This window comes from Franconibacter daqui (assembly GCF_014644275.1).
Taxonomy (GTDB): Bacteria; Pseudomonadota; Gammaproteobacteria; order Enterobacterales; family Enterobacteriaceae; genus Franconibacter; species Franconibacter pulveris.
Window position 1 is genome coordinate 1666098 of the sequence record NZ_BMKJ01000001.1, and the last position, 25637, is coordinate 1691734.

At 53.0% G+C, this 25637-nt stretch carries 24 protein-coding genes and 2 pseudogenes; 17 read left to right on the top strand and 9 right to left on the bottom strand.

Annotated features, from left to right (window positions below; all coding sequences use genetic code 11):
* Positions 1 to 25 precede the first annotated feature (25 nt).
* Positions 26 to 1075, bottom strand: a complete 1050-nt coding sequence (sohB, locus tag IEX01_RS07900) for a protease SohB (RefSeq protein ID WP_188723616.1) — start codon at positions 1073 to 1075, stop codon at positions 26 to 28.
* Between the two features lie 256 nt (positions 1076 to 1331).
* On the opposite strand from sohB, the gene IEX01_RS07905 reads away from it, so the two are divergent.
* Together IEX01_RS07905 and cobO are read left to right on the top strand one after the other, a co-directional pair.
* The gene (locus tag IEX01_RS07905) at positions 1332 to 2087 is read left to right on the top strand and encodes a YciK family oxidoreductase (RefSeq protein WP_024556114.1); all 756 of its coding nucleotides are present in this window, start codon (positions 1332 to 1334) and stop codon (positions 2085 to 2087) included.
* Positions 2084 to 2674, top strand: a complete 591-nt coding sequence (cobO, locus tag IEX01_RS07910; protein ID WP_024556113.1) for a cob(I)yrinic acid a,c-diamide adenosyltransferase — start codon at positions 2084 to 2086, stop codon at positions 2672 to 2674. Before IEX01_RS07905 ends, cobO begins: the two co-directional genes overlap by 4 nt.
* Before the next feature lie 56 nt (positions 2675 to 2730).
* Here the strand turns inward: cobO and rluB are convergent, their stop codons facing one another.
* From rluB to rnm, 3 genes are all read right to left on the bottom strand, one after another.
* Complete coding sequence (rluB, locus tag IEX01_RS07915) at positions 2731 to 3606, bottom strand: 23S rRNA pseudouridine(2605) synthase RluB (protein ID WP_188723617.1); 876 nt, start codon at positions 3604 to 3606, stop codon at positions 2731 to 2733.
* 96 nt (positions 3607 to 3702) lie between these two features.
* Complete coding sequence (locus tag IEX01_RS07920; protein WP_024556111.1) at positions 3703 to 4323, bottom strand: L-threonylcarbamoyladenylate synthase; 621 nt, start codon at positions 4321 to 4323, stop codon at positions 3703 to 3705.
* On the bottom strand, positions 4320 to 5201 hold the full coding sequence (gene rnm / locus IEX01_RS07925) for an RNase RNM (protein WP_024556110.1): 882 nt from the start codon (positions 5199 to 5201) through the stop codon (positions 4320 to 4322). Before rnm ends, IEX01_RS07920 begins: the two co-directional genes overlap by 4 nt.
* Before the next feature lie 221 nt (positions 5202 to 5422).
* On the opposite strand from rnm, the gene IEX01_RS07930 reads away from it, so the two are divergent.
* The 4 genes and pseudogenes from IEX01_RS07930 to trpA all read left to right on the top strand — a co-directional run bounded on the left by IEX01_RS07930 (position 5423) and on the right by trpA (position 11424).
* Positions 5423 to 6889: an anthranilate synthase component I gene (locus IEX01_RS07930; protein ID WP_188723618.1), complete on the top strand. Its 1467-nt coding sequence runs from the start codon at positions 5423 to 5425 to the stop codon at positions 6887 to 6889.
* Positions 6889 to 8484 (top strand): bifunctional anthranilate synthase glutamate amidotransferase component TrpG/anthranilate phosphoribosyltransferase TrpD, encoded by a 1596-nt coding sequence (trpD, locus tag IEX01_RS07935; RefSeq protein ID WP_048887448.1) that lies wholly within the window; start codon positions 6889 to 6891, stop codon positions 8482 to 8484. Before IEX01_RS07930 ends, trpD begins: the two co-directional genes overlap by 1 nt.
* 3 nt (positions 8485 to 8487) lie before the next feature.
* A complete protein-coding gene (gene trpCF, locus IEX01_RS07940) occupies positions 8488 to 9846 on the top strand; it encodes a bifunctional indole-3-glycerol-phosphate synthase TrpC/phosphoribosylanthranilate isomerase TrpF (protein WP_024556107.1) in 1359 nt (452 codons plus the stop codon).
* 11 nt (positions 9847 to 9857) lie between these two features.
* A pseudogene (gene trpA / locus IEX01_RS21825) lies at positions 9858 to 11424 on the top strand (tryptophan synthase subunit alpha).
* A 64-nt stretch (positions 11425 to 11488) separates the two neighbouring features.
* Here trpA and ompW read toward each other — a convergent pair.
* Positions 11489 to 12121 carry an outer membrane protein OmpW gene (gene ompW, locus IEX01_RS07955; protein WP_024556104.1) on the bottom strand — a complete coding sequence of 211 codons (633 nt, stop codon included), beginning with the start codon at positions 12119 to 12121 and terminating at the stop codon, positions 11489 to 11491.
* Positions 12122 to 12402: 281 nt separating this feature from the next.
* On the opposite strand from ompW, the gene IEX01_RS07960 reads away from it, so the two are divergent.
* The 4 genes from IEX01_RS07960 (at position 12403) to yciA (ending at position 15196) form a co-directional block, all read left to right on the top strand.
* Positions 12403 to 12810 (top strand): YkgJ family cysteine cluster protein, encoded by a 408-nt coding sequence (locus tag IEX01_RS07960; protein WP_071788795.1) that lies wholly within the window; start codon positions 12403 to 12405, stop codon positions 12808 to 12810.
* Positions 12811 to 12835: 25 nt separating this feature from the next.
* Positions 12836 to 13579, top strand: coding sequence for a YciC family protein (locus tag IEX01_RS07965; protein WP_188723619.1), 744 nt, complete (start codon positions 12836 to 12838; stop codon positions 13577 to 13579).
* A 60-nt stretch (positions 13580 to 13639) separates the two neighbouring features.
* The gene (locus IEX01_RS07970) at positions 13640 to 14176 is read left to right on the top strand and encodes a septation protein A (RefSeq protein WP_024556102.1); all 537 of its coding nucleotides are present in this window, start codon (positions 13640 to 13642) and stop codon (positions 14174 to 14176) included.
* A gap of 618 nt (positions 14177 to 14794) precedes the next feature.
* Positions 14795 to 15196, top strand: a complete 402-nt coding sequence (yciA, locus tag IEX01_RS07975) for an acyl-CoA thioester hydrolase YciA (RefSeq protein ID WP_024556101.1) — start codon at positions 14795 to 14797, stop codon at positions 15194 to 15196.
* 32 nt (positions 15197 to 15228) lie between these two features.
* Here yciA and tonB read toward each other — a convergent pair whose 3' ends face one another.
* Complete coding sequence (gene tonB / locus IEX01_RS07980; RefSeq protein WP_188723739.1) at positions 15229 to 15957, bottom strand: TonB system transport protein TonB; 729 nt, start codon at positions 15955 to 15957, stop codon at positions 15229 to 15231.
* 224 nt (positions 15958 to 16181) lie between these two features.
* Here tonB and IEX01_RS07985 point away from each other — a divergent pair, with 224 nt between their 5' ends.
* On the top strand, positions 16182 to 16478 hold the full coding sequence (locus IEX01_RS07985) for a YciI family protein (RefSeq protein WP_024556099.1): 297 nt from the start codon (positions 16182 to 16184) through the stop codon (positions 16476 to 16478).
* Positions 16479 to 16660: 182 nt separating this feature from the next.
* Here the strand turns inward: IEX01_RS07985 and IEX01_RS07990 are convergent, their stop codons facing one another.
* Positions 16661 to 17773, bottom strand: coding sequence for an acyltransferase family protein (locus tag IEX01_RS07990; protein WP_188723620.1), 1113 nt, complete (start codon positions 17771 to 17773; stop codon positions 16661 to 16663).
* Between the two features lie 546 nt (positions 17774 to 18319).
* Between IEX01_RS07990 and IEX01_RS07995 the strand changes: the two genes are divergently transcribed.
* The 4 genes and pseudogenes from IEX01_RS07995 to IEX01_RS21560 form a co-directional block, all read left to right on the top strand.
* Complete coding sequence (locus IEX01_RS07995) at positions 18320 to 18682, top strand: GtrA family protein (protein WP_024560946.1); 363 nt, start codon at positions 18320 to 18322, stop codon at positions 18680 to 18682.
* Positions 18679 to 19605, top strand: a complete 927-nt coding sequence (locus tag IEX01_RS08000) for a glycosyltransferase family 2 protein (protein ID WP_024560945.1) — start codon at positions 18679 to 18681, stop codon at positions 19603 to 19605. The genes IEX01_RS07995 and IEX01_RS08000 overlap by 4 nt, the downstream gene beginning before the upstream one ends.
* Complete coding sequence (locus IEX01_RS08005; protein ID WP_188723621.1) at positions 19595 to 21067, top strand: glucosyltransferase domain-containing protein; 1473 nt, start codon at positions 19595 to 19597, stop codon at positions 21065 to 21067. Before IEX01_RS08000 ends, IEX01_RS08005 begins: the two co-directional genes overlap by 11 nt.
* Before the next feature lie 244 nt (positions 21068 to 21311).
* Positions 21312 to 21994: pseudogene (locus tag IEX01_RS21560) on the top strand (transposase); the annotation flags it as partial.
* Positions 21995 to 22635: 641 nt separating this feature from the next.
* Here the strand turns inward: IEX01_RS21560 and IEX01_RS08010 are convergent.
* A complete protein-coding gene (locus tag IEX01_RS08010; RefSeq protein WP_125454196.1) occupies positions 22636 to 22809 on the bottom strand; it encodes a YciY family protein in 174 nt (57 codons plus the stop codon).
* A 134-nt stretch (positions 22810 to 22943) separates the two neighbouring features.
* Between IEX01_RS08010 and cls the strand changes: the two genes are divergently transcribed.
* Positions 22944 to 24404 carry a cardiolipin synthase gene (gene cls, locus IEX01_RS08015; RefSeq protein ID WP_024556098.1) on the top strand — a complete coding sequence of 487 codons (1461 nt, stop codon included), beginning with the start codon at positions 22944 to 22946 and terminating at the stop codon, positions 24402 to 24404.
* Positions 24405 to 24437: 33 nt separating this feature from the next.
* Positions 24438 to 24767, top strand: coding sequence for an HI1450 family dsDNA-mimic protein (locus tag IEX01_RS08020; protein WP_024553069.1), 330 nt, complete (start codon positions 24438 to 24440; stop codon positions 24765 to 24767).
* A gap of 19 nt (positions 24768 to 24786) precedes the next feature.
* Here IEX01_RS08020 and IEX01_RS08025 read toward each other — a convergent pair whose 3' ends face one another.
* Positions 24787 to 25635 carry an ion transporter gene (locus tag IEX01_RS08025; protein WP_024556097.1) on the bottom strand — a complete coding sequence of 283 codons (849 nt, stop codon included), beginning with the start codon at positions 25633 to 25635 and terminating at the stop codon, positions 24787 to 24789.
* Positions 25636 to 25637 lie beyond the last annotated feature (2 nt).

The window sequence follows — 25637 nt, forward strand, 5'->3', positions numbered from 1 at the left end:
AGGCGTACAGCCTCGTTTTCCAGGTTTACAGCAGCGGTTTTTCTCCTCGCTGCCACCAGCGGAGCAGCAGGCGGTCCAGACTCCGGGCCGCGCTGCCGGTGAACTTATCCATCAGCTTTTTACGGCGCGTGTAGCGTACGCTCACCACCTCTTTTTGCGGCATATGCTGCAAAATCAAATCGTCGCTGGTGCGAATTTCATCCACTAACCCTTTTTCCTGCGCCTGCAAACCGTACCAGTGCTCGCCCGTTGCGACCTCATTAATATCTAATGAGGGGCGCATGGTCTGTACAAACTGCTTGAAGAGTTGATGAGTTTCGTTGAGGTCTTCACGAAATTTCTCACGCCCTTCCTCGGTATTCTCGCCAAACAGGGTCAGAGTGCGTTTGTATTGTCCGGCGGTGTGAAGTTCGATATCGATATCGTTGCGCTTAAGCAGGCGATTGAAGTTAGGCACCTGAGCGACGACCCCAATCGAGCCGACAATGGCGAAAGGCGCCGCCACAATCCGGTTGGCTACGCAAGCCATCATGTATCCCCCGCTTGCCGCGACTTTATCTACCGCAACGGTTAAAGGGATATTACGATCGCGTAAACGCTGAAGCTGTGATGAAGCAAGACCGTAGCCATGCACCACGCCGCCGGGGCTCTCCAGACGCAGCAAAACCTCATCTTGCGGCTTCGCCACGGCCAGCACGGCGGTAATTTCTTCGCGTAGCGAAGCGACCTCATGGGCATCCATGCTGCCTTTGAAGTCGAGTACGTAAAGCGTTGCCTTGCCGGACGGCGCGCTTTCCCCACGCTTTGCCCGCGCTTTAGCCGCTTTCGCTTCCTGTTTCTCTTTCTTCTTTTGTTCCTTATGCCACTGTTTTTGCTGATGTGTGTCGAGCAGCGCAACCGCTATCTCTTCCTGCATCGTTTTGTACTGTTCATTCAGACGGGTCACGCGAAGCTCGCCGCGCTGATGTTTCTTGCGCTGTGCGACATTCGAAATCAGCGAGATGACGATAACTAACGCCACGACTACCGTCGCGATTTTGGCCAAAAACAGGCCATATTCATAAACTAAATCCACAGTTTCCGCCTCTGTCTTTACGCTCGAAAAACGGCGTTAGTCTACCCGACGCTTCAGCGCGCGTCTCGCGATTAGTCTTGTTCATGCGAGTCAGGTTCCTGATTTTTCCTTGTGCGATGAAATATTTGCAAAATGTTACGCTCAGGTTGTTATGGTCCCCCAGCCGATTGAAATAGCGAGCGGATTAAGGCATAAAGCGCTTTTATGCAAAATGAAGCGTCGGTTTTTGCCCGCCGCATGCGCCGAGGAGTTGCCCGTGCACTATCAACCGCAAACTAACCTGCTGCAAAACCGCATAATTTTAGTCACAGGCGCCAGCGACGGCATTGGCCGCGAGGCGGCATTGACCTATGCGCGTTACGGAGCGCAGGTGCTTTTATTGGGCCGCAGCGAAGAAAAATTACGCCAGGTCGCTGATGACATAACACGTCTGGGCGCCATCCCGGCCAGCCTGTTTTTGCTCGATTACGCCAGCGCTACGGTTGAAGATTGCCAGCGCGTGGCACGAGAAATCGCCGCTCAGGTTCCTCGCCTGGACGGTTTATTGCACAATGCTGGCATACTGGGTGAAATCGCACCGATGATGGAACAGACGCCGGAAAGCTGGCGTGAAGTCATGCAGGTTAACGTCAATACCACCTTCTTTTTAACCCAGGCGCTGTTGCCGCTACTGTTGAAGGCGGAAGCAGGCTCGCTGGTCTTCACCACCTCAAGCGTGGGCCGCCAGGGGCGGGCGCAATGGGGCGCTTACGCCGTGTCCAAATTCGCAACGGAAGGCATGATGCAGGTGCTTGCGGACGAATATAAATCGTTGCGGGTTAACTGCATCAACCCTGGCGGCACGCGAACCAAAATGCGCGCCAGCGCCTTTCCGACAGAAGATGCCGATAAACTTAAGACGCCTGCGGATTTAATGCCGCTTTACCTCTGGCTGATGGGCGACGACAGCCGCCGCAAAACCGGCATGAGTTTCGATGCCCAGCCAGGTCGCAAACCGGGAATAGCCGAATGAACGAAGATCGCTATCAGCAACGCCAGCAGAAAATAAAAGATAAGGTCGATGCCCGCGTGGCCGCCGCCCAAGAGGAGCGCGGCATCACCCTCGTGTTTACCGGCAACGGCAAAGGCAAAACCACCGCCGCCTTTGGCACAGCCGCCCGCGCCGTCGGCCACGGTAAAAAAGTGGGCGTTATCCAGTTTATTAAAGGCACCTGGCCGAATGGCGAACGTAATCTGCTGGAGCCGCACGGCGTTGAATTTCAGGTAATGGCCACTGGTTTTACCTGGGATACGCAAAACCGCGAGAGTGATACGGCCGCTTGCCTTGAAGTATGGCGGCATGCCGAGCGGATGCTGGCCGACAGCGCGCTCGATATGGTGATTCTGGACGAGCTTACTTACATGGTGGCTTACGATTATCTGCCGCTGGAAACGGTCATGCAGGCGCTGCGAAACCGTCCGGCGCACCAGACGGTCATCATCACCGGCCGCGGCTGCCACCGCGATATTCTTGATTATGCCGATACCGTAAGCGAACTGCGTCCGGTTAAACATGCCTTTGACGCAGGCGTTAAGGCGCAAATCGGCATTGACTACTAGCCGTCAGCTTCATCCCGGCGCAGTAAGCAAAACGCCCTCATTCGAGGGCGTTTTATTTAGCTGCCGCTGCGGCCACCGCCGCTGCGACGGTTGCCGCTCACCTGGCTGTGACGTTTTACTGCCCGGCGAATCTGGTTCGCCTTCATACGGCGCCTGTCTTTTTCAACCACCACTTTGCTGGAGGTCTCCGCGGGCAAGCCCACCAGCTCACGCAGGTAGTTGGTCTGCGCCAGATCAAGCTCCGTCCAACCGCCGCGCGGCAAACCTTTCGGCAGAGGGATATCGCCATAGCGCACGCGAATCAGGCGGCTTACCTGTACGCCTACCGCTTCCCACAGGCGACGCACTTCACGGTTGCGCCCTTCCGTGAGGGTAACGTTGTACCACTGGTTGATGCCTTCGCCGCCGCTGAAGCGGATAGTTTTAAACGCCGCCGGACCATCTTCCAGCTGCACGCCCCGCGCCAGCTCACGCACTTTCGCATCGTCAACCTGGCCAAAGACGCGTACCGCGTATTCGCGCTCTACTTCCCGGCTCGGGTGCATCAGTCGATTCGCCAGCTCGCCGTCAGTCGTAAAGAGCAGCAGACCGCAGGTGTTAACATCAAGACGGCCCACCGCGATCCAGCGCGCGCCGCGCAGTTTTGGCAGACGGTCGAACACGGTAGGACGGCCTTCCGGATCGTTGCGGGTGCAAAGCTCGCCTTCCGGCTTATAGTAAGCCAGCACGCGGCAGATCTGTTCCACCGACTCTTTTACCGAAACAAGGTGACCATCAATACGAATTTTCAGCGCTGGCGTGACTTCCACACGGTCGCCGAGGGTGGCGATTTTGCCATCCACGCTGACGCGTCCTGCGGTAATCATGGTTTCGATTTCACGGCGCGAACCGTGGCCGGCGCGCGCCAGCACTTTCTGTAATTTCTCGCTCATTGAGCTTCCTTCAGGTGTCGCCTTCCCAGGCGTCGGACAGGATTCGGGGCGCATGACACCCCGATTTTTGGGCGCGTAGTATAGCCTTGCGCAATATTATAAGAAAGGCTTAACGTCGCCCACCCCTTCACGCAATACCACTGGCGCATCGTCGGTGAGATCGACCACCGTCGTGGGCTGCTGCCCCAGATACCCGCCATGAATAATCAAATCGACCTGCTTCTCCAGCCGGTCTTTAATCTCATCCGGATCGGACTCGGTAAAATCGCTGCCCGGCAGCATCAGCGAGGTGGAGAGCATCGGCTCGTTCAGCGTCTCCAGCAGCGCCAGCGCGATAGGATTAGAGGGAACGCGCAGGCCAATCGTCTTACGCTTCTCCTGCAGCAAGCGGCGCGGCACCTCTTTGGTGCCTTTGAGAATAAAGGTGTAGTTGCCCGGCGTGTTGTTTTTAATAAGCCGGAACGCCACGTTATCGACATAGGAGTAAGTGGAAAGCTCAGAGAGATCGCGGCACATCAAAGTAAAGTTGTGACCGTCGGGCAACTGACGGATCCGGCAAATCCGCTCCATTGCGCTTTTATCTTCCAGCTTACAGCCCAGCGCATAGCCGGAATCGGTGGGATAAACGATAACCCCGCCTTTACGGATTATCTCTACCGCCTGGTTAATCAGGCGCGGTTGCGGGTTATCCGGATGAATATAAAAAAACTGACTCATACTACCCTCTCTTTTCGTTCTTCCGGCGATGTCCAGCTCGCCCAGACGGGCGTAACGCCAGCAGGCAGCCACAGCTTGCGGCCCAGCTCAATCCATGGCGAGGGCTGATGAAAATCGGAGCCCTGGGATGCGAGCAAGCCAAACTGCGCCGCATAATTCGCCAGTTGCGTACGCTCATTCGGCGCCTGCTGACACTGCGCGACCTCCATCGCCTCTCCGCCTGTCTCGGCAAAATGATGAAGCAGCCGCTTAAGCCATTTTGCGCTCAGGTCATAACGCCCGGGATGGGCCACAACCGCCTGGCCGCCAGAATGATGAATCACATCAATAGCTTGTTTTATTGTACACCACTGCGGCGGAACATAGCCGATTTTCCCCCGCGCCAGATAATGCTTAAACACCTTCGCCGGCTCGGTGGCGCGCCCCGCCTCCACGAGAAAGCGAGCAAAATGCCCGCGGGTTATCATCCCACCGTCGGCAAAACGCTGCGCCCCTTCCCAGGCGCCGGGAATACGCGCTTTTTCAAGGCGTTCCGCTATCATACGGGCGCGCTGAATACGCCGCTCTCCCTGTTCTGCCAGGAAAGCGATCATCGCAGGATGATGAATGTCGATACCGAGGCCGACAATGTGGATCTCATGGTTTTCCCACACGGTGGAAATTTCCACGCCAGCCACCAGGCGCAGCGCCAGGCCTGCGCGGTCGATTTCCGCCTGCGCCGGCGCAATGCCCGCCGTGGTGTCATGGTCGGTAATCGCAAGCGTATGGATTTGCATCCCGGCGGCGCGATGGACCAGTTGCGCGGGCGTTAATAGCCCGTCGGATGCCGTTGTATGGCTATGCAGATCGTAAATGACTGCGGAATCAGGTTCGCTCAAAACGGCTCCACTCGGTTAATAATACGCATTAGGCCGCCCATCATAACGATTCCTGATGTTTTTCTGAAATCAGGGTTGACAATTCGGCCATGAACCAGTTAACTAGTACGCAAGTTCACTGCAAAAGGTATCTGAAAATGAAGGCAACATTGACTCTTCGCGGCTGGTGGCGTACCTCCTGAATCGGGCGGTGTCTTCACGGAACAGACGGGAAGCCGAGAATGCAAACAGCTAAACCAGCACTTGAACTACTCAGCAGCGAAGGGGTTTACCGTGAAAACCCAACGGCGCTGTTTAACCAACTCTGCGGCGCGCGTCCTGCGACTCTGCTGCTTGAGTCGGCCGATATCGACAGTAAAAACGATCTTAAAAGCCTGCTGCTGGTGGATAGCGCGTTGCGCATTACCGCAATCGGTGACACTGTCACGATATCTGCCTTAACGGATAACGGCGCGGCGCTGCTCGCCCTGCTGGATGATGTCTTGCCTGCAGGCGTGGAGAACACCCATCAGCCGCAGACCCGCGTGCTTCGCTTCCCACCGGTAAGCCAGTTGCTGGATGAAGATGCCCGCCTCTGTTCGGTTTCCGTATTCGATACCTTCCGCCTGCTGCAAACGCTGGTTGACGTACCGGAAAATGAGCGAGAAGCGATGTTCTTCGGCGGTCTGTTCGCCTATGACCTGGTGGCGGGCTTTGAAGACTTGCCAGCCCTTAACGCGTCGAATCGCTGCCCGGATTACTGTTTCTATCTTGCTGAAACGCTGTTGGTTATTGACCATCAGAAGAAAAGCAGCCGCATTCAGGCGAGCCTCTTTACGCCGCAGCCGCTGGAGAAACAGCGTCTGCAAACACGCATTGAACAGATCAAGCAGCAACTGACTCAGGCCGCCGCGCCATTGCCGGTGCAGGAAGTGGCAAGCATGCGTTGCGAATGCAACCAAAGTGATGAAGAGTATGGCGCCGTCGTGCGCGATATGCAGAAAGCGATTCGCGCCGGGGAGATTTTTCAGGTCGTGCCTTCGCGTCGCTTCACGCTCCCCTGCCCGTCGCCGCTGGCCGCCTACGATACCGCCGCATCGCGCCAGATTGAGATCTACCCCATCGCCGGTACCCGTCCGCGCGGACGCCGCGCCGACGGCACGCTGGACCGCGATCTCGACAGCCGCATTGAGCTGGAGATGCGCACCGACCATAAAGAGCTTTCTGAGCACCTGATGCTGGTTGATCTGGCGCGTAACGATCTGGCGCGCATCTGCACGCCGGGCAGCCGCTATGTGGCGGATCTGACCAAAGTAGACCGTTACTCCTTTGTCATGCATCTCGTCTCCCGCGTGGTTGGCGAGCTGCGACAGGACCTCGACGTACTGCACGCTTACCGCGCCTGCATGAACATGGGCACCCTGAGCGGCGCGCCGAAAGTTCGCGCCATGCAGCTTATCGCCGCCGCCGAGGGCGAGCGCCGGGGCAGCTATGGCGGCGCGGTGGGTTATTTCACCGCTCACGGCGACCTTGATACCTGCATCGTTATTCGCTCGGCCTATGTGGAAGACGGCATCGCCACCGTCCAGGCGGGCGCTGGCGTGGTGCTCGACTCCGTGCCGCAGTCCGAAGCGGATGAAACCCGTAATAAAGCCCGCGCGGTATTGCGCGCGATCGCCCAGGCGCATCATGCACAGGAGATTTTCTGATGGCCGACATTCTGCTGCTCGATAATATCGACTCCTTCACTTACAACCTGGCGGATCAGCTGCGGGCAAGCGGCCATAACGTGGTTATCTACCGCAACCATGTCCCGGCGCAGACATTGATTGACCGTCTGGCGACCATGGATAACCCGGTGCTGATGCTCTCGCCTGGCCCCGGCACGCCTTCAGAAGCGGGCTGCATGCCTGAGCTTCTGACCCGGATGCGCGGCAAGCTGCCGATTATCGGCATCTGCCTGGGCCACCAGGCGATAGTGGAAGCCTACGGCGGCTACGTTGGCCAGGCCGGGGAAATTTTGCATGGCAAAGCTTCAAGCATTGAGCATGACGGCCAGGGGATGTTCGCCGGATTAATGAACCCGTTGCCGGTGGCCCGCTATCATTCGCTGGTCGGCAGCAACATTCCGGCAGGGTTGACCGTGAACGCCCATTTCGATGGCATGGTCATGGCGGTGCGTCATGACGCAGACCGCGTATGCGGTTTTCAGTTCCACCCTGAATCTATCCTGACGACGCAGGGCGCGCGCCTGCTTGAGCAGACGCTTGCCTGGGCGCAAACCAGGGTTGAGCAGAAAAATTCGCTGCAGCCGATTCTGGAAAAGCTTTATCAGGCGCAAACGCTGAGCCGTGAAGAGAGCCACCAGCTCTTCTCCGCGATCGTCCGCGGCGAGCTGAAGCCCGAGCAACTGGCGGCCGTGCTGGTCAGCATGAAGGTGCGCGGCGAACACCCGAATGAAATTGCCGGCGCCGCTTCTGCGCTGCTGGAAGACGCCGCACCCTTCCCGCGCCCGGACTACCTGTTTGCCGATATCGTCGGCACCGGCGGCGATGGCAGCAATAGCATTAACATCTCCACCGCCAGCGCGTTTGTCGCCGCCGCGGTGGGGCTGAAGGTCGCAAAACATGGCAACCGCAGCGTCTCCAGCCGCTCGGGCTCTTCCGACCTGCTGGCCGCTTTCGGCATTAATCTGGAGATGAACGCACAAGCATCGCGCCAGGCGCTGGATGACCTTGGCGTCTGTTTCCTGTTTGCGCCGAAGTATCACACCGGCTTTCGTCACGCCATGCCGGTACGCCAGCAGTTGAAAACCCGCACGCTCTTTAACGTGCTGGGGCCGTTGATTAACCCGGCTCACCCACCGCTGGCGCTGATTGGCGTTTACAGCCCGGAACTGGTGCTGCCGATTGCCGAAACCCTGCGCGTGCTTGGCTATCAGCGCGCGGCCGTCGTGCATAGCGGAGGAATGGATGAAGTCTCCCTTCACGCCCCGACGCTGGTTGCAGAGCTCAATGATGGCGAGATTAAAAGCTATCAGCTGACCGCCGACGATTTTGGCTTATCCCCTTATGAGAAAGCGGACCTCGCAGGCGGCACGCCGGAAGAAAACCGTGACATTCTCACCCGCCTGTTACAAGGTAAAGGTGAGACCGCGCATGAGGCGGCCGTCGCCGCCAACGTCGCGATGCTGATGCGTCTGCATGGCGAAGAAGATTTAAAAACCAATGCCCGGCGGGTGATTGACGTATTACGCAGCGGCAGCGCTTATGACCGTGTTACCGCACTGGCATCAAGAGGGTAAGGCATGGAAACCGTTTTAGCGAAAATCGTCGCAGATAAGGCGATTTGGGTGGAAGCCCGCAAGCAGCAGCAACCGCTGGCGAGCTTTCAGAATGACGTTAAGCCGAGCACGCGCAGTTTCTACGACGCGCTGCAGGGCGCGCGCACCGCGTTCATCCTTGAATGTAAGAAAGCCTCTCCGTCAAAAGGGGTGATCCGCGAGGACTTCGACCCGGCGCGCATTGCATCTGTTTATAAGCATCACGCTTCGGCTATCTCTGTCCTGACGGATGAGAAATATTTCCAGGGCAGCTTCGATTTCCTGCCCGTAGTCAGCGGCATCGTCACACAACCGGTGCTGTGCAAAGATTTTATTATCGACGCTTACCAGATCTACCTGGCGCGTTTCTATCAGGCGGACGCCTGCCTGCTGATGCTCTCGGTGCTGGATGATGAACAGTACCGTCAGCTCGCTGCCGTGGCGCACAGCCTGAACATGGGCGTGCTGACCGAAGTGAGCAACGAAGAGGAGCTGGAGCGCGCTATCCGTCTGGAAGCCAAAGTGGTCGGTATTAATAACCGCGACCTGCGCGATCTCTCAATCGATCTCAACCGCACCCGCGAGCTTGCGCCGCGCCTTGGCGCAGGCGTGACGGTTATCAGCGAATCCGGCATCAATACTTATGCGCAGGTGCGCGAACTGAGCCATTTCGCCAACGGTTTCCTGATTGGTTCCGCGCTGATGGAAGAGGACGATCTGGCGGCAGCCGTACAGCGCGTGCTGCTTGGCGCCAACAAAGTGTGCGGGCTGACGCGCCCTGAAGACGCGCAGGCGGCCCACGACGCAGGCGCCATCTACGGCGGGCTGATTTTTGTCTCCTCATCGCCTCGCGCGGTGACGATTGAACAGGCGAAAACCGTGAAGCGCGCCGCGCCGCTGCGCTATGTCGGCGTCTTTCGCAACGCCCTTCAAAATGAGGTGGTGGAAACGGTCAATGCGCTTAAGCTCGCTGCCGTTCAACTGCACGGCAGCGAAGACCAGACTTATATCGACGCCCTGCGCACCGCGCTGCCAGCGAACGTGGAAATCTGGAAAGCATTGAGCGTGGCACAGACTCTCCCGCCGCGTAATCTTAATCACGTAGCGAAATATGTGCTGGATAACGGCCAGGGCGGCAGCGGTCAGCGCTTCGACTGGTCGCTGTTGGCGGGTGAAAAACTCGATAATGTCTTCCTCGCGGGCGGCCTTGGCGCCGACAACTGTGTGGAAGCGGCGAAGCTTGGCTGTGTGGGACTCGATTTTAACTCCGGCGTGGAAAGCGAGCCGGGAATCAAAGATGCCAACAAGCTGGCGGCGGTCTTCAGAACGCTGCGGGCTTATTAAGGAAGCGACGAATGACAACTTTACTGAACCCCTATTTTGGTGAATTTGGCGGTATGTATGTGCCGCAGATCCTGATGCCCGCGCTGCGCCAGCTGGAAGCGGCCTTTGTCAGCGCCCAGAGCGACCCGGAATTTCAGGCGCAGTTTACCGACCTGCTGAAAAATTACGCGGGTCGCCCTACTGCGTTAACCAAATGTCAGAACCTGACCAGAGGCACGAAAACCACCCTTTATCTTATTAGGCCAGGCGCTGCTTGCCAAACGCATGGGCAAAACCGAGATTATCGCTGAAACCGGCGCGGGCCAGCACGGCGTCGCCTCGGCGCTCGAAAGATGTTGAGCGTCAATCGCCGAACGTGTTTCGCATGAAACTGATGGGCGCAGAGGTTCAGCTATGAGAAAGCGCACTATATGCTGGGCACCGCCGCCGGTCCGCACCCCTTCCCGACGATTGTTCGCGAATTCCAGCGCATGATCGGCGAAGAGACCAAAGCGCAAATTCTGGAAAAAGAGGGACGCCTGCCCGACGCGGTTATCGCCTGCGTGGGCGGCGGCTCAAACGCTATCGGCATGTTTGCCGATTTTATCGATGAAACTAATGTGGGACTGATTGGCGTGGAGCCTGCGGGCCACGGCATCGAGACCGTCCTATTCCATTTCCGCCGGGCTCGATTTCCCATCCGTCGGACCGCAGCACGCTTTTCTCAACAGCACCGGACGCGCCAACTATGTCTCTATTACCGATGACGAAGCGCTGGACGCGTTTAAAGCCCTTTGCCGCAGTCAGCTTTTCGCACGCCTTAAGGCCCGCAAGGAAGGCGCTTTTGTCCCCTTCGTCACGCTTGGCGATCCGTCGCCGGAACAGTCGTTGAAAATCATTGACGCGCTGATTGAAGCGGGCGCAGACGCGCTGGAGCTGGGCATTCCCTTCTCTGACCCGCTGGCGGACGGCCCAACGATTCAGGACGCCACGCTGCGCGCTTTTGCCGCAGGCGTTACGCCAGGGCAGTGTTTTGAGATGCTGGCCGCCATTCGCCAGAAGCACCCGACCATCCCGATTGGTCTGCTGATGTATGCCAACCTGGTTTTCAGCCGCGGTATCGATGCGTTTTATGCTGAGTGTGAAAAAGTGGGCGTGGATTCGGTGCTGGTGGCAGACGTCCCGGTGGAAGAATCGGCTCCGTTTCGTCAGGCAGCGATGCGCCACAACGTAGCGCCGATTTTTATCTGCCCGCCGAACGCCGATGATGACCTGTTGCGCCAGATTGCTTCTTATGGCCGCGGCTACACTTACCTGCTCTCCCGCGCCGGGGTGACAGGCGCGGAGAACCGCGCCGCGCTGCCGCTGCATCACCTGATTGAGAAACTGACCGAGTACCACGCCGCACCGCCGCTGCAGGGCTTCGGCATTTCCGAACCGGCGCAGGTGAAAGCCGCTGTCGAGGCGGGCGCCGCCGGCGCGATTTCCGGCTCCGCCACGGTGAAAATCATTGAGCGGAACATCAACAACCACAACGCGATGCTGGATGAATTAAAAGCGTTTGTGCAGCAGATGAAAGCGGCCAGCCGCCCTGCTTAAACCTTCATACAAGCAAAAGGCGCGACGTTCGCGCCTTTTTTCTTTTTGTCGGTAGTGCCGATGCTTAGAAGCGATAACCGGCCGAGAACATGAATACCCACGGATCGAGACGGGTATTGATATTTTGCTGTTCGCCGCCCGCCTTGAATTTCACTTCCGTATCAATATCCATATACCAGACGGACATGTTCAACAGCCAGTCGCGGTTAATAAGATAATCAAGACCGACCTGGCCTGCCGCGCCCCAGGAATCTTTCAGGCTTAAATCGCTCAGACCCGCCGCTTTGCCCGTATCGTTAAAATCTTCATTAAAGAAAGTGGTGTAGTTAATGCCTGCGCCGATGTAAGGGCGCACTTTGCTCTGAGCGTCACCGAAGTACCACTGCGCCATTAACGTCGGCGGCAGATGGTGCACAGTCGCGATATCACCCGTCGCCCCTAACCCAACGCGATGGCGAAACGGCGTGGCGGCAAGCAGTTCCACACCTACGTTATCCGTAGCCATATAGGTTAAGGTCACGCCGAGCTGGGTATTGTTATTAACATTAAAGCCGCCCATACCCAGCACATTATCAGACCCTTCTGTAGGACGAACGGTCGCGCTACCGGCACGCACAAAAAACTCCCCTGCCTCATGCGCCGACGCCACGCCCGACAAACAGCTTAATGCAAGCAATGCCACTGCAAACTTTTTCATATCCCGCTCCCTTGTTGTGGTTTTATTGGCGCGGTGAATATACCCAGATTGAGTTATAAAGTGATCTCTCGCAGATCACATTCGAAGCGGTAATTTAACATTCATTGATCTGCATTAATTTCCAGGTTATCCGCTGATAACGAATTTTTGATTTGCAGGTAATCGGCAAACAAAAATTAACAAAAAATTGTGACAGTGCTCACTTGCTGCCGTTGATGGCGCTGGCTAATTTAGCTGCTTCCTCCATATGGCTATTTGCGTGATGTGTTTGCGGGTGAGAAATGAGCGAGTTGAATCCGTGCATGACGTGTGGCGCTTGCTGCGCCTGGTTTAGAGTTTCTTTCTATTGGGCTGAAGGCGACGATGCCGGCGGCATCGTGCCTTCCCATTTGACCGAGCAGGTTACTCCTTTTTTACGCTGTATGAGCGGCACCTTGCACAAACCCTGTCGGTGCGTGGCGCTGGAAGGCACCCCTGGCGAATCGGTCAGGTGTACGATTTATGAAAACCGGCCAACTCCCTGTCGTGAATTCGCCATGTCTGGCGAAAATGGCGTGGTTAACGATGCCTGTAACCGCGCACGCGCCGCATGGGGTCTGCCGCCGCTTGGCGAAACGCCCCCCCTTTCCGGCTTACCTCTCAATGCTGCCACTGCGGAGTCATCCAGGGTACAATTGCCCGCAGATTAACATCCGCAAAACTCAAGGAGAGTGCATGTCTATCACGGCAAAGTCCGTTTACCGTGACACGGGGAATTTTTTTCGTAATCAGTTTGTTACTTTGCTGCTGATTGCTCTGCTCTGTGCCTTTATCACCCTGATTATCGGGCACGTTTTTACGCCCAGCGAAGAAGAACTCTCTGTGCTGAGCGAGGGGGATAATCTGGCGGGCAGCGCCAGCCTGTTTGAACTGGTGCGCAATATGACGCCGGAGCAACAGCAGGTGCTGTTGAAAACCTCGGCGGCATCGACGTTCGCCGGGCTGTTTGGCAACGCGATACTCGCAGGCGGCGTGCTGCTGGCTATCCAGCTAGTTTCCGCAGGCCAGCGCGTCAGCGCGCTGCGGGCGATTGGCGCCGCCGCGCCCGTGCTGCCGCGCCTGTTTATTCTTATCTTCCTGACGACTTTCCTTGTGCAAATGGGGATTATGCTGGTGGTTGTGCCTGGCGTACTGCTGGCGATTGTGCTCGCTTTTGCGCCGGTCATGCTGGTGCAGGATAAAATGGGCGTTTTCGCCGCCATGCGCAGCAGCATGAGCCTGGCCTGGCAGAATATGCGTCTGGTGGCGCCCGCGGTTATCGGCTGGTTGATGGCGAAAACGTTTCTGCTGTTTATCGCGCCGGCTTTCGCCGCGCTGACGCCTAACATCGGCGCGATTATCGCCAATACGCTGAGCAACCTTATCTCCGCCCTGTTGCTCATCTACCTCTTCCGTTTATATATGCTTATTCGTCAATAAACTTCCGCCCTCCCGGCTTGCGCGTTATAGTCGGGAGGTCGCCTTTTACGGAACCGAAGTATGAAGCAGTTACTCGACTTTTTACCCCTGATTGTCTTTTTCGTTTTTTACAAGCTCTACGATATTTTCGTGGCCTCCGGCGCGTTGATTGTGGCGACCGCTATTGCGCTGGTTTACAGCTGGTATAAATTCCGCAAACTCGAAAAAATGACGCTGGTGACCTTTGTGCTGGTTGCGGTGTTCGGCGGTTTAACTATTTATTTCCACAATTCTGAGTTCATTAAGTGGAAAGTAACCATCATTTATGCGCTGTTTGCCGGTGCGCTGTTGATAGGCCAGTGGGTTATGAAGAAGCCGCTGATCCAGAGCATGCTCGGTAAAGAGATAACCTTGCCCGAAAGCGTCTGGGCGCGCCTGAACCTCGCCTGGGCAGCCTTTTTTATCGCCTGTGGCCTGCTCAATATTTATGTCGCATTCTGGCTACCGGAGAGCGTATGGATGAATTTTAAAGTCTTCGGACTTACCGTCCTGACGCTGATTTTTACTCTGTTAAGCGGCGTATACATGTATCGCCATATGCCTGCCGAAGAAAAATAATTCTTGCTGCTTATCCTCTTTTCCTTCAAGAAGATAAACGCAAAAAAAAGAAAAAACTGCTTAAAGCACGCTTCCACTTACTTAAAAACGAAGCGTGCTTTTTTTTACCCCTTTTTACGGATTGCTTGCCGTCGAATCTGAACTGCATTCCCTTCATCTGTTAGCACGCACTTCTAATCCCGGCGCCGCATCTCGCAAACTAATCCGTTCACCACCAGGCAGCTCGGTTCGCAACATTGCGGGAAGCGCGTCAGGGCGACGATATTTACTGGCATACCTTTGTAGTCGATGCAGAGGTTCTGTGGCGTTATCGTTATCACTTCTCTTATGCCTGCCCACGAAAATAGCGCATGGTGCGTGATATCAGCGCGGGTAGTGCTTTGCAAAAAATGTATTTCGCTTAAAGCCTTTTTAGCCGTTAATCGGGCCGTGCCTGTTACGCGGGCGTTACCCTCTTCTTCTGATTATCTTCAGAAGCGCGCATCGCCTCTTTGTTTCTTCCTCCTTTATCCTCTTTTCGTCGCGCAATGTTATGATGGCGCAAGGACGGTTACCGGCATGGTCCCGCCGCCCCTTCTGAAAATAAAAACTGATAAGCTATCGAACGGAAGAAGAGCAATGACGACACAATCCGAAGCGCCGCAGGGTGAACTGGTTTTAAGAACGCTGGCTATGCCTGCCGACACCAATGCCAACGGCGATATTTTTGGCGGCTGGCTGATGTCGCAGATGGATATGGGCGGCGCAATCCTCGCGAAAGAGATAGCCCAGGGGCGCGTGGTGACGGTACGGGTTGACGGCATGACCTTTCTGCGCCCCGTCGCGGTGGGCGATGTTGTTTGCTGTTACGCGCGTTGTGTAAAACGGGGCAATACGTCAGTAACGATTAATGTTGAAGTGTGGGTCAAGAAGGTGTCGTCGGAGCCTATCGGCCAGCGTTATCGCGCAACAGAAGCGCTGTTCATTTATGTCGCAGTGGATCAGGAGGGCAAACCTCGCCCTCTCCCGCAAGCCAGTTGAGCCAATAAAAAACCTCTCCGAAGGGAGGTTTTTTACTGCATCGTCGCCCCGCCATTCATGCGAAAGACAATATTCACTATCAATCCCTGCCCCGGTTTACCCGGTTCGTAGCGCCACCTGCGCATGGCGGTCTTCACTTCGCGCTCAAACATGTTGGCAGGTTTCGCAGATAGGACCTGAATATTTTCCACGCTGCCGTCCGCCGCGACGTCGAATTTCACGCGGACCTGACCTTCCATACGTAATGCATAGGCGCGGGCCGGATACTGCGGCTGATTGCGGCTCACCGCGCGCGGACCGCTCGGCGCGGCTTTAGCTGGCGCGGCCTGAGTAGGTCGCGAAGCCGTAACCGGACGGCTCGGCGCGTTATTTTCAAATGGCGACGCCGGGCGAGGCTCGGCGGGCTTCACTTCACGCTTAGGTTGCTCCTGCACCTTTTTCACCGGCTTCGGTTTTGGCTTCGGCTTGGGTTTCGGTTCTGGCTTATGGATGACCACCGGCGCCTCTTTTGGCGGCTCCGGTACCGGCTGCGGCTCGGGTTCAGGTTCGGCAACAGGCTGGGGCGGCGGCTGCACGACCTCCGGCTGTGGAGGCTCCAGTTCAGCAGGCGTTACCATCGTGACCGAGATAGGCTGAGAAGGAGCAGGCAATTCAATAACCTGATGTACCGAGGTATACAGCAACCCCGCCACTACGGCGCCATGAATAGCGACAGAGAGCAGAGTCGGCCATGGAAAGCGACGAGGTAAATCAAGGGCCATTGAAGTCATAATCGTTTCAGTGAATGAATGAAGCCTCAATTTTAAATGCAAATAGCAATCATATTCAACAACGCATCCCGACTTCGTTGGCAAGGAACGTTTAACCGCCTGTTTTATCCGCAATGTTGTTACGGCCTTTCAGGCATTATTAACTTTGCGTTGCAGTAAGCCCCGGTTTCACATAACGTAATTTTCTTCTGGATTTCTGCTTAGGAGTTATGCCCGTGCTTTATGTTATTTACGCTGAAGATGTCGCGGATTCGCTGGAAAAGAGATTATCGGTTCGCCCGGCGCACCTGGCGCGCCTGCAACTGCTGCATGATGAAGGCCGTCTGCTTACCGCAGGCCCCATGCCCGCAGTAGACAGCAACGATCCGGGAAAGGCGGGCTTTACCGGCTCAACGGTCATTGCCGAGTTTGAGTCGCTGGAAGCGGCGCAGGCCTGGGCGCAAGCAGATCCTTATATCGCCGCAGGCGTTTATAAGACCGTCGCGGTTAAGCCGTATAAAAAGGTTTTCTAGGATTAAATAAATATCCTTTATATACATTACCTTACCAAAAGAAAATCGTAACGGTGATTAGGCTAAGGGCACATTTAAGTACACAAAATATTAATTGTGCCCTTTCCTGAAACTGATGGCCGGCAGAGAAACGCCTCCATGCGCGTGGAGATCAAGACGGAGCGGCCTAGTGATTATCTGATTCAGGCTGTATGCTCTTTTGCCTTGCCCCGAGTTTTAAATGCTGCCCAGGCACTCCTGAGAAGCCTGTTAGCTGGCATCTCAACTAGCTTAAACGACAAGACTGAAACCACTATCGCCAGTACCAAGCACGAAAGGATGTATATGAGCACTTCAATAGGGTTATCCTTACCTGGGTGCATTATTTCAATCAGTTTGGAAACAATCATCCAGTGGAACATGTAGAAAGAGAATGACGCTTCACCAAGGAGTATTAAATATCTGTTTGCAAGGATGCGAGAGATAATCCCGCCATTAAACGCAAACGCGATAACGATAGAAGCCATGCAAGGGATATACAAAAGGTCATATTTAACATTCATATTAGCCACGTGGTTTGTTGCTACATAAATTGTTAAAGCCAAAAACAAAAGCGACCCAATCTCCATTGCGCTACAAACCACGATTTTTGGAGTAACTGGCTTTGCAAGAAATGCTCTACATATGATAATTCCAAGCATGAAGTCAGTAATCCTAAAAATGGGGTTTATATAGAACAACCAGTGGAGTGAAACTCCGGAAGGTGGATACACCAGGAAATAAATGTTGATTGCCTGAACGGCGGATAAGGTGAAGAACAGGTGTTTTGTTTTGCATTTAACAAGCAGACAAAAGCAAAGATAGAAGAACATCTCGCATGAAATGCTCCATGATACAGGATTAAACGAAAAGTAATAGCCCGCATCAGGTATGAAAGATTGAAGCAGGAACGTATTATAGAGTAAAGCTTCTTTGTTTGTCGCTTCCCAATTGTTTGTGTAACCGAATAAAAGCAGAACACATACCAGCGAGACAATATGGACAGGGAATAGTCTAGCCAGACGATAAACAATAAAGTCTTTGTTGCTAAATCCCCCCTCGGATAAATGCCTGCTAAAACTGTAATTGATAATAAATCCGGAGAGGATATAGAAGAAAGTTACGCCTACATACCCATTAAAGAAGTACTTAGATGTCTCGTTAAATTGCGGAATGGAAGATTGCGAAAGAATCCCTAAGTGGCTCAAAAAAACACCAAGCGCGGCGAACATCCTAAGGGATGTAAGTCTATGAATTACATTGTTATTTTTTGACATGACACTGCCAGAGCATAAAATATTTCTGGCAGATTAGTTTCATAGAAAGGTTATGTCAACGCCACATTAGTTAAAATTCTTGCACGTCTGCGCTTGCTGAAATACTCCACTTAGGTGTCGGCGATCCCTTAACACCTATCAGTTTTACTTTAAGTGCACTGCCGCTTGCTTTGGGAGCAGTAAGGTTTGGCGCTGCAGGGTTTATACTCCAGTCTCGACAGAAACACCTCCACGTACGTGGAGAAGACTCAGTGAGCAGCCAGCGGGGAATGGAGATGTGCGAAACACTTTCACGTTCGTGGAGAAAGCCCTTCATTCCGTCCTTCACCGTGAGGCCAAACAGCATCATGCCCATCTCTATTCTCTTTCCATAGCTGATTGCGCGAACTTATCAAAAAGCGATCACATATCAATCACCGAGAGGGAGGCTTGCGAGGTATTGCGCGCAAAAAATCCGCCGGAGCGTGCATCTTACTTTTGGTTCTGTCGATCAATATCCGTTGTAATGCTACACTGCTGTCCTTTCCGAATTCGCTGATTTTTATAATGTTAAAGTTATTCGCCAAGTACACGTCGATAGGTGTCATTAACACGCTCATTCACTGGGTGGTATTCGCTGTTTGCATCTATGTATTCCACACAGGACAGGCTCTCGGTAACTTCGCCGGGTTCGTTGTGGCTGTATCATTCAGCTTCTTCGCCAATGCCAGGTTCACATTCAAATCATCGACTACAACCATGCGATACATGCTCTATGCAGGCTTCATGGGAACTCTTAGCGCCATTGTCGGTTGGTGTGCAGACAAATCAGGTATGGCCCCTATCATCACGTTAATCGTGTTTTCCGCAATCAGCCTGGTGTGCGGGTTCATTTACTCTAAGTTCATCGTGTTTAGGGAAGAAAAATGAAAATCTCTTTGGTTGTTCCTGTCTTCAATGAAGAGGACGCGATACCTATTTTTTATACAGCTGTTCGTGAATATGAAGCTTTTCAGGAATATGATGTAGAAATAGTCTTTATAAACGACGGAAGCAAAGATGCGACGGAGTCTATTATAAACGCTCTTGCTGTTTCAGACCCACTTGTTGTCCCCCTATCCTTCACAAGAAACTTTGGCAAAGAGCCCGCTCTTTTTGCGGGTCTGGACCATGCGTCCGGAGACGCAATAATCCCAATTGATGTAGACTTACAGGACCCAATTGAAGCGATCCCACCAATGATTAATAAATGGCGGGAGGGTGCGGATGTGATCCTTGGTAAACGCGCTGACCGGTCAACTGATGGGCGCCTGAAGCGTAAAACTGCTGAATGGTTCTACAAACTACACAACAAAATAAGCAATCCCAAAATTGAAGAAAATGTTGGTGATTTTCGGCTCATGAGTCGCGAGGTGGTAGAAAATATCAAGCAGTTGCCTGAGCGTAACTTATTCATGAAAGGCGTACTTTCATGGGTTGGTGGCAAGACTGATGTTGTCGAATACATACGTGCAGAACGGGTTGCTGGCAGCACTAAATTTAATGGGTGGAAACTGTGGAACCTGGCACTCGAAGGAATAACTAGCTTTTCAACTTTCCCACTTCGGATGTGGACTTATATCGGACTGTTTGTTGCAAGCTTGTCTTTTCTATACGGCGCATGGATGATCATAGATACCCTGGCATTCGGTAATCCTGTGCGAGGATATCCATCTCTGTTAGTTTCAATTCTTTTTCTTGGCGGCGTGCAGCTTATAGGAATAGGTGTACTGGGTGAATATATAGGCAGGATTTATGTGGAAACAAAGCAAAGGCCAAAATATCTACTCAAGGAAAGAAAAAATGCCAAATAAAGTTGATCTTAAACCAATTTATCATTTATGGATAATAGGCTTTATATATATACTGCCGTTACTGATTACAAATAGCCCTTATTATGATGACATTGGTAGGTCAGTTTATGGCTATTTCTCATGGGGAATAGATGGCAGGCCTTTTTCTGATATAATCTTTGAAACTATAGACCTCGGTTCGCCAGCAACGGACATTGCGCCATTCCCGCAGATTTTAGCCATACTTATAATGACCACCCTGTGTTATTTTATTCATAGATATCTTAACCCGGATCATAGTCTAGGATGGTTGGTATTCACGCCAATTTTCCTGAGCCCGTTTTTTATTCAAAATCTTGCATTCAGATTTGACTCGCTGACTATGTCTTTGTCAGTGGCGATAGCAGCCTTACCACTTTTCTTTATGCGTAAAACAAAGGCAAAACTATTCGCGGTTTCCGCCCTCTGTGCCTTTACATCTTTGTCGTTGTATCAGGCCTCGCTCAGCGTATTTATGGCAGCAGTTTGCTTGTACACTCTTTTCTCTATTAAAAAAGGCTCAGACCCTTACAATCTATTGGTTGAGGCTTCCATAGCAGCTTTAGGGATGGTTACTGGATACATAATATACTCTCAACTAATAGTACCCTTCTTTGTAACCAGTGATTATGCTAATGGCTATAATCAAATAATTAGCAGTGTCGCAGAGTTGTATAACAATATATCGGTGACGATAAACGTATTGAGTTCATTTTTTACTGGCACAATAGCGATTGTATTCATCGTTATTGGTTTGTTGGCCACTCTTGGACTCATAAAGTTATTGATAATTACATCTAAATCAACGCTATCAAATGGGAGAAAAGCGGTCAGCTTACTGCTTATTATTGCAAGCCTGGCAGTAATTTTGGTATGTATTCCAGGCCCGGGGTTAGCCCTTAAGTCGATGCCTATAGGTCCGAGAGTTTTTGTTGGTTTTGGTTTCTTCATTTCAACTTTACTGGCGTTAATCTCTTTCATTTCAACGAGACATCAATGCAAGCTCAATGTTATTTATTGCCTTCTCGCAGTTGTTTCATTCTCATACATGGCCACATTCACGAACGCCATGAAATCTCAGGACAAATTGGCGGATAGGATCGTTTATGGGGTGACGAATGATATCGTAAAAATTGGCTACAATAACATCAAAACGATTACTATAGACGGCAAATCGCTTTACTCGCCTATCGCCGATAAGGCCATACAAAAATCCCCTCTAATGAAGCAAATCATTCCTTCTTATTTTGATGGCCCGCTGGCATGGGGCATAGTTAAGATGACTGAGATTTACTCGGGAAAAGAACAACCAGCGCCTGCACGGCAAAATGAAATAATTGCTGGAATATGTGAGATGCAGTTAATCACTGATGCTGGCCTGTACAAGACATACTTTAGCAACGGAGATTTGGTTGTTTCCTTTGCGTTCAGAGAATGTAAGTAAGAGAAATCCATTACGAGCTTTAGCGTACAGATTCAAAAAGAAATGAGGCGGTTTCCCGCCTCTTATCTTAAAGAACATTATAGAAAGCCCCACTTACCACAGAGCTTGGCTTCTATCCAGTACCGGACGCTTTTCAAAACACAGTGTGAACCTATTTGATGACTGTTTAAGTATCCCGCAAAATCCTGTCATTCACATTTAGCGACCATCCGACATAAGCAATCTGCTAATGAAGAAGAGCGGTATGCCTAAAGCTCATTTTACAGAGCATAAATTCATACCCGTAATTAAGTCGGTTGAAGCCGAACGAACTGTTAAAGATGTCTGCCGGGAGACCGGTGCCTCTGAAGCTATTTACTCCAACAGGAAGTCCAAATAAGGCGGCATGAAAGCTTCTGATGTTAAAAAGATCATGGATTTTGATGAAGGGAACTAACGTCTCAAAAAGATGTTTGCCGACCTGAGCCTTGATAATCGGGTGCTAAAGTCGTTATCGAAAAAAACCTTAAAACGAGACTTTAAACATGAACTTGTCACATCTGATAACCACCTTCGGACTCAGTATCCGTCAGGCCTGCCGCAGTCTCAACCTGAGCAGAACGGTTTACCATTACCGTGCGGATATCATATGTAACGTCCCTGTTATCACCGCATTGCACACGGCGGCAGAACAGGAAATTTTCCGATACTTTTTCATGTTCCGCGGCGGCAGAGATACCTGTGGATCCACAAAAGGCTCTACCGTATTTACTGTCTGCTGAAGCTAAATTATCGCCTTAAGGGCAAATAATTGCTCCCGGTGCGTAATCCCTCGTCGCTGGCACTAAGGAAGCGCAGAATCAGAGCGGGTCTGTCAATTATATGCATGATGCCCTGATCTATAGTCGTCATGGTTTTAGCGTAGCAGTTCTTTTTGATATGGAACGCATCCTAAAAACCGGATGACAGTAAAAAAGGTTTTTTGATTTCTGATGAACTGACCGGGCACAGTAAAATAAAAAGCTGACTGTGCCCTTCCTTAATACTTGCTTTCGCACCCATCACCTGGCTCGGCCGATGTGACTCTGCGCGCGGCGTTTTGACGCGGCGCAGGAACCACACTTATTTACGGTCAGGCTTATCGCTCATTTTCTTGCGAGAAGTTAGCCAGTCACGGATGAAAATTATGGCCAGCAGAACAAGCCAACCAATCTGATAACTGTTTTCCAGCGTCAAAACGTACTCTCCTGAAGATATCCTTAAATCCCGGTATCGCTTCTCGTCTTGCCATAAAAGGAGACGGCATTCTTTATTAATGGCGCACCCGGTATCGCTGTCTGGGTACAGGATTTGTTTATCGGCTCAATTTGGTCATTCTTTATATGCCCGCGCCTGGATCGCGCTGCATTTTATAAATTCGGCAAGCGGAGAATAAAGGCGTGTTTAGAGAGATGATCTTCTGCTAAACCCATACGTTTTTTCCGCATTCAGGCTGAAGGTGCGTCGCAGGTATGCAAGGGGTTGTTGGTGTTGGGAAAGTGAGCGAAGAACATTTCCGGGCACCGCAGAACGGTGCCCTTCTCTTTGGCTTATCTGTCATGAATGGCAAACAGCAAAGCATTACGCTGGCGATTGATAGTGCATTTGCGGATAGCGTGAATACGCATGTTGCGTCGCGATTGCGCTTCCAGCCAGCGCGCCTTTCGCCGTTGAGACTGCCGCAGCATACGCCAGCGTCCAACTTCCGTTCTACTACGCCTCATTTCAACTACTCTTGACTTATAACAGAGCGGCCATTATAGCCCCTTCGCATCGCCAGACCAGCGCTTTTCTGTTTGAGGACGGCCCGGTTCTGCGTACACTCACTACGACGCGGATTTTAAAGGATTAATTAACTATGACAACCTTCTACACCGTGGTGAGTTGGCTGGTCGTTATAGGCTACTGGTTACTGATTGCAGGCGTGACGTTGCGCATCCTGATGAAGCGCCGTGCGGTTCCTTCCGCTATGGCGTGGTTGTTGGTTATCTACATTCTGCCGTTGGTCGGGATCATCGCCTATCTTTCTTTCGGCGAATTGCATCTGGGCAAGCGCCGGGCCGAGCGAGCGCAAGCGATGTGGCCTTCCACCGCCAAATGGCTTAACGACCTAAAAGCCTGCAAGCATATTTTTGCTGAAGAGAACAGCCCCGTCGCCGCCTCGCTGTTCCAGCTGTGTGAGCGCCGCCAGGGCATTGCGGGCGTCAAAGGCAACCAGCTACAGCTGTTGACCGACTCCGATGATGTCATGCAGGCGCTTATCCGCGATATCCAGCTCGCCCGGCACAATATTGAGATGGTTTTCTATATCTGGCAGCCAGGCGGTCTGGCGGATCAGGTAGCGGAGTCGCTAATGGCTGCGGCGCGGCGCGGCATACACTGCCGCCTGATGCTTGATTCCGCAGGCAGCGTTACCTTCTTTCGCAGCCCCTGGGCGGGCATGATGCGAAACGCGGGCGTGGAAGTGGTGGAGGCGCTTAAAGTTAACCTGATGCGTGTTTTTCTGCGCCGTATGGATTTACGCCAGCACCGCAAAATGGTCATGATCGATAATTACATCGCTTACACGGGCAGCATGAACCTGGTCGATCCGCGCTTTTTCAAACAGGACGCGGGCGTTGGCCAGTGGGTAGACTTAATGGCGCGCATGGAAGGTCCTGTGGCCACGGCCATGGGCGTGGTTTACTCGTGCGACTGGGAAATTGAAACCGGCAAGCGCATTCTGCCGCCGCCGCCGGATACGAATATCATGCCCTTCGAGCAGGCAAGCGGACATACCATTCACACTATCGCTTCCGGGCCTGGCTTCCCGGAAGATTTGATTCATCAGGCGTTGCTGACGGCGGTTTATGCTGCGCGTGAATATCTCATCATGACCACGCCCTATTTCGTGCCCAGCGATGATTTACTACACGCTATTTGTACCGCCGCGCAGCGCGGCGTCGATGTCAGCATCATTTTACCCCGCAAGAATGATTCGCTGCTGGTAGGCTGGGCGAGCCGCGCCTTTTTTACCGAGCTCCTTGCGGCGGGCGTGAAGATTTACCAGTTTGAAGGCGGTTTGCTGCATACCAAGAGCGTGCTGGTGGATGGCGAATTAAGCCTGGTGGGCACTGTGAATCTGGATATGCGCAGCCTGTGGCTCAATTTCGAGATTACACTGGTAATAGACGACGCTGGTTTTGGCGGCGATCTGGCGGCCGTGCAGGATGACTACATCTCCCGCTCGCGGCTGCTTGATGTGGCGCGCTGGAACAAAAGGCCGCTGTGGCAGCGCGTCGTGGAGCGACTGTTTTACTTCTTCAGTCCATTGCTGTAAAACGTGCGCAACGTTATTGAGTGGGGTATCACAATGGAAATGGATCTGAACAACCGTCTGACGGAAGACGAAACGCTTGAGCAGGCCTACGATATTTTTCTGGAGCTGGCGGGAGATAACCTCGACCCGGCGGATATCATCCTGTTTAACCTGCAATTTGAAGAGCGCGGCGGCGCAGAGTTGTTTGATCCTGCTGAGGACTGGAGCGAGCACGTCGATTTTGACTTAAACCCGGACTTCTTCTCGGAAGTGGTGATTGGCCTTGCTGATACCGACGGCGGCGAAATCAACGATATTTTCGCCCGCGTGCTGCTGTGCCGCGAAAAAGATCACAAAATTTGCCATATCCTCTGGCGTGAATAAGCGGCGCGGCCTGGCCGCGCTACCTCTCCCCAACCGGCGGCAACCGCTCGCCGCATGCTTTACAATACTTCGCTGTATCTTCATGCCCGGTTGCGTGACAGCCCGGGCATCGTCTTTTGTGGCGTTTGTTTTGTAAATCAGCCGTCATCTGCGACGTTAATATTCCCGTAGGGATGGCGATGACCGAATAGCCGATCAAAATCAGCGCCGAAGCGATAAGCCGTCCCGACGCGGTATGCGGCGTAATATCGCCGTAGCCTACCGTCGTCACCGTGACGACCGCCCAATAAACTGAGGTGCCAAGGGTCGTAAAGCCGCTGTCGGCGCCCTCAATGCCATACATCAGCGCGCCCGCCACGACCATGACGATGCCAATAAACGCGTAAAAGAGAATCAACTGATGGCGGGCATTTATGATGGCGCGCCAAATGCTGTCGAGCGCAGGCATAAAGCGCAGCAGCTTCAGAATACGCAGGACGCGAATAGCCCGCAGGGCGCGCCAGGCGAAAAAGTAACTGGAGGTGAACTCAGGCCACAGCCACATAATGTAAAGCGGCAACAGCGTAGCGAGATCGATAATCCCCCAGAAGCTGAAAACATAGCGCGCAGGCTGCGGCCAGGTAAAAACCCGCAGTAAATATTCCAGAGTAAACGCCAGGGTAAACGCCGTTTCGAGCAACACAAACAGCCGCCACTGGCTGTAGTTCAGATGATACTGGGTGCCGATGCCCGATTCGATAAACACCACTACTACGCTCAGCAAAGCGAGCAACCCGCAAAGCGCTTCGACATAACGCCCGCTGCGAGTGTGCTGATCAAACAAAACGCGCCAGAGCGCGCGGCGAAATGATAAATGCGTCCTTGTCATCT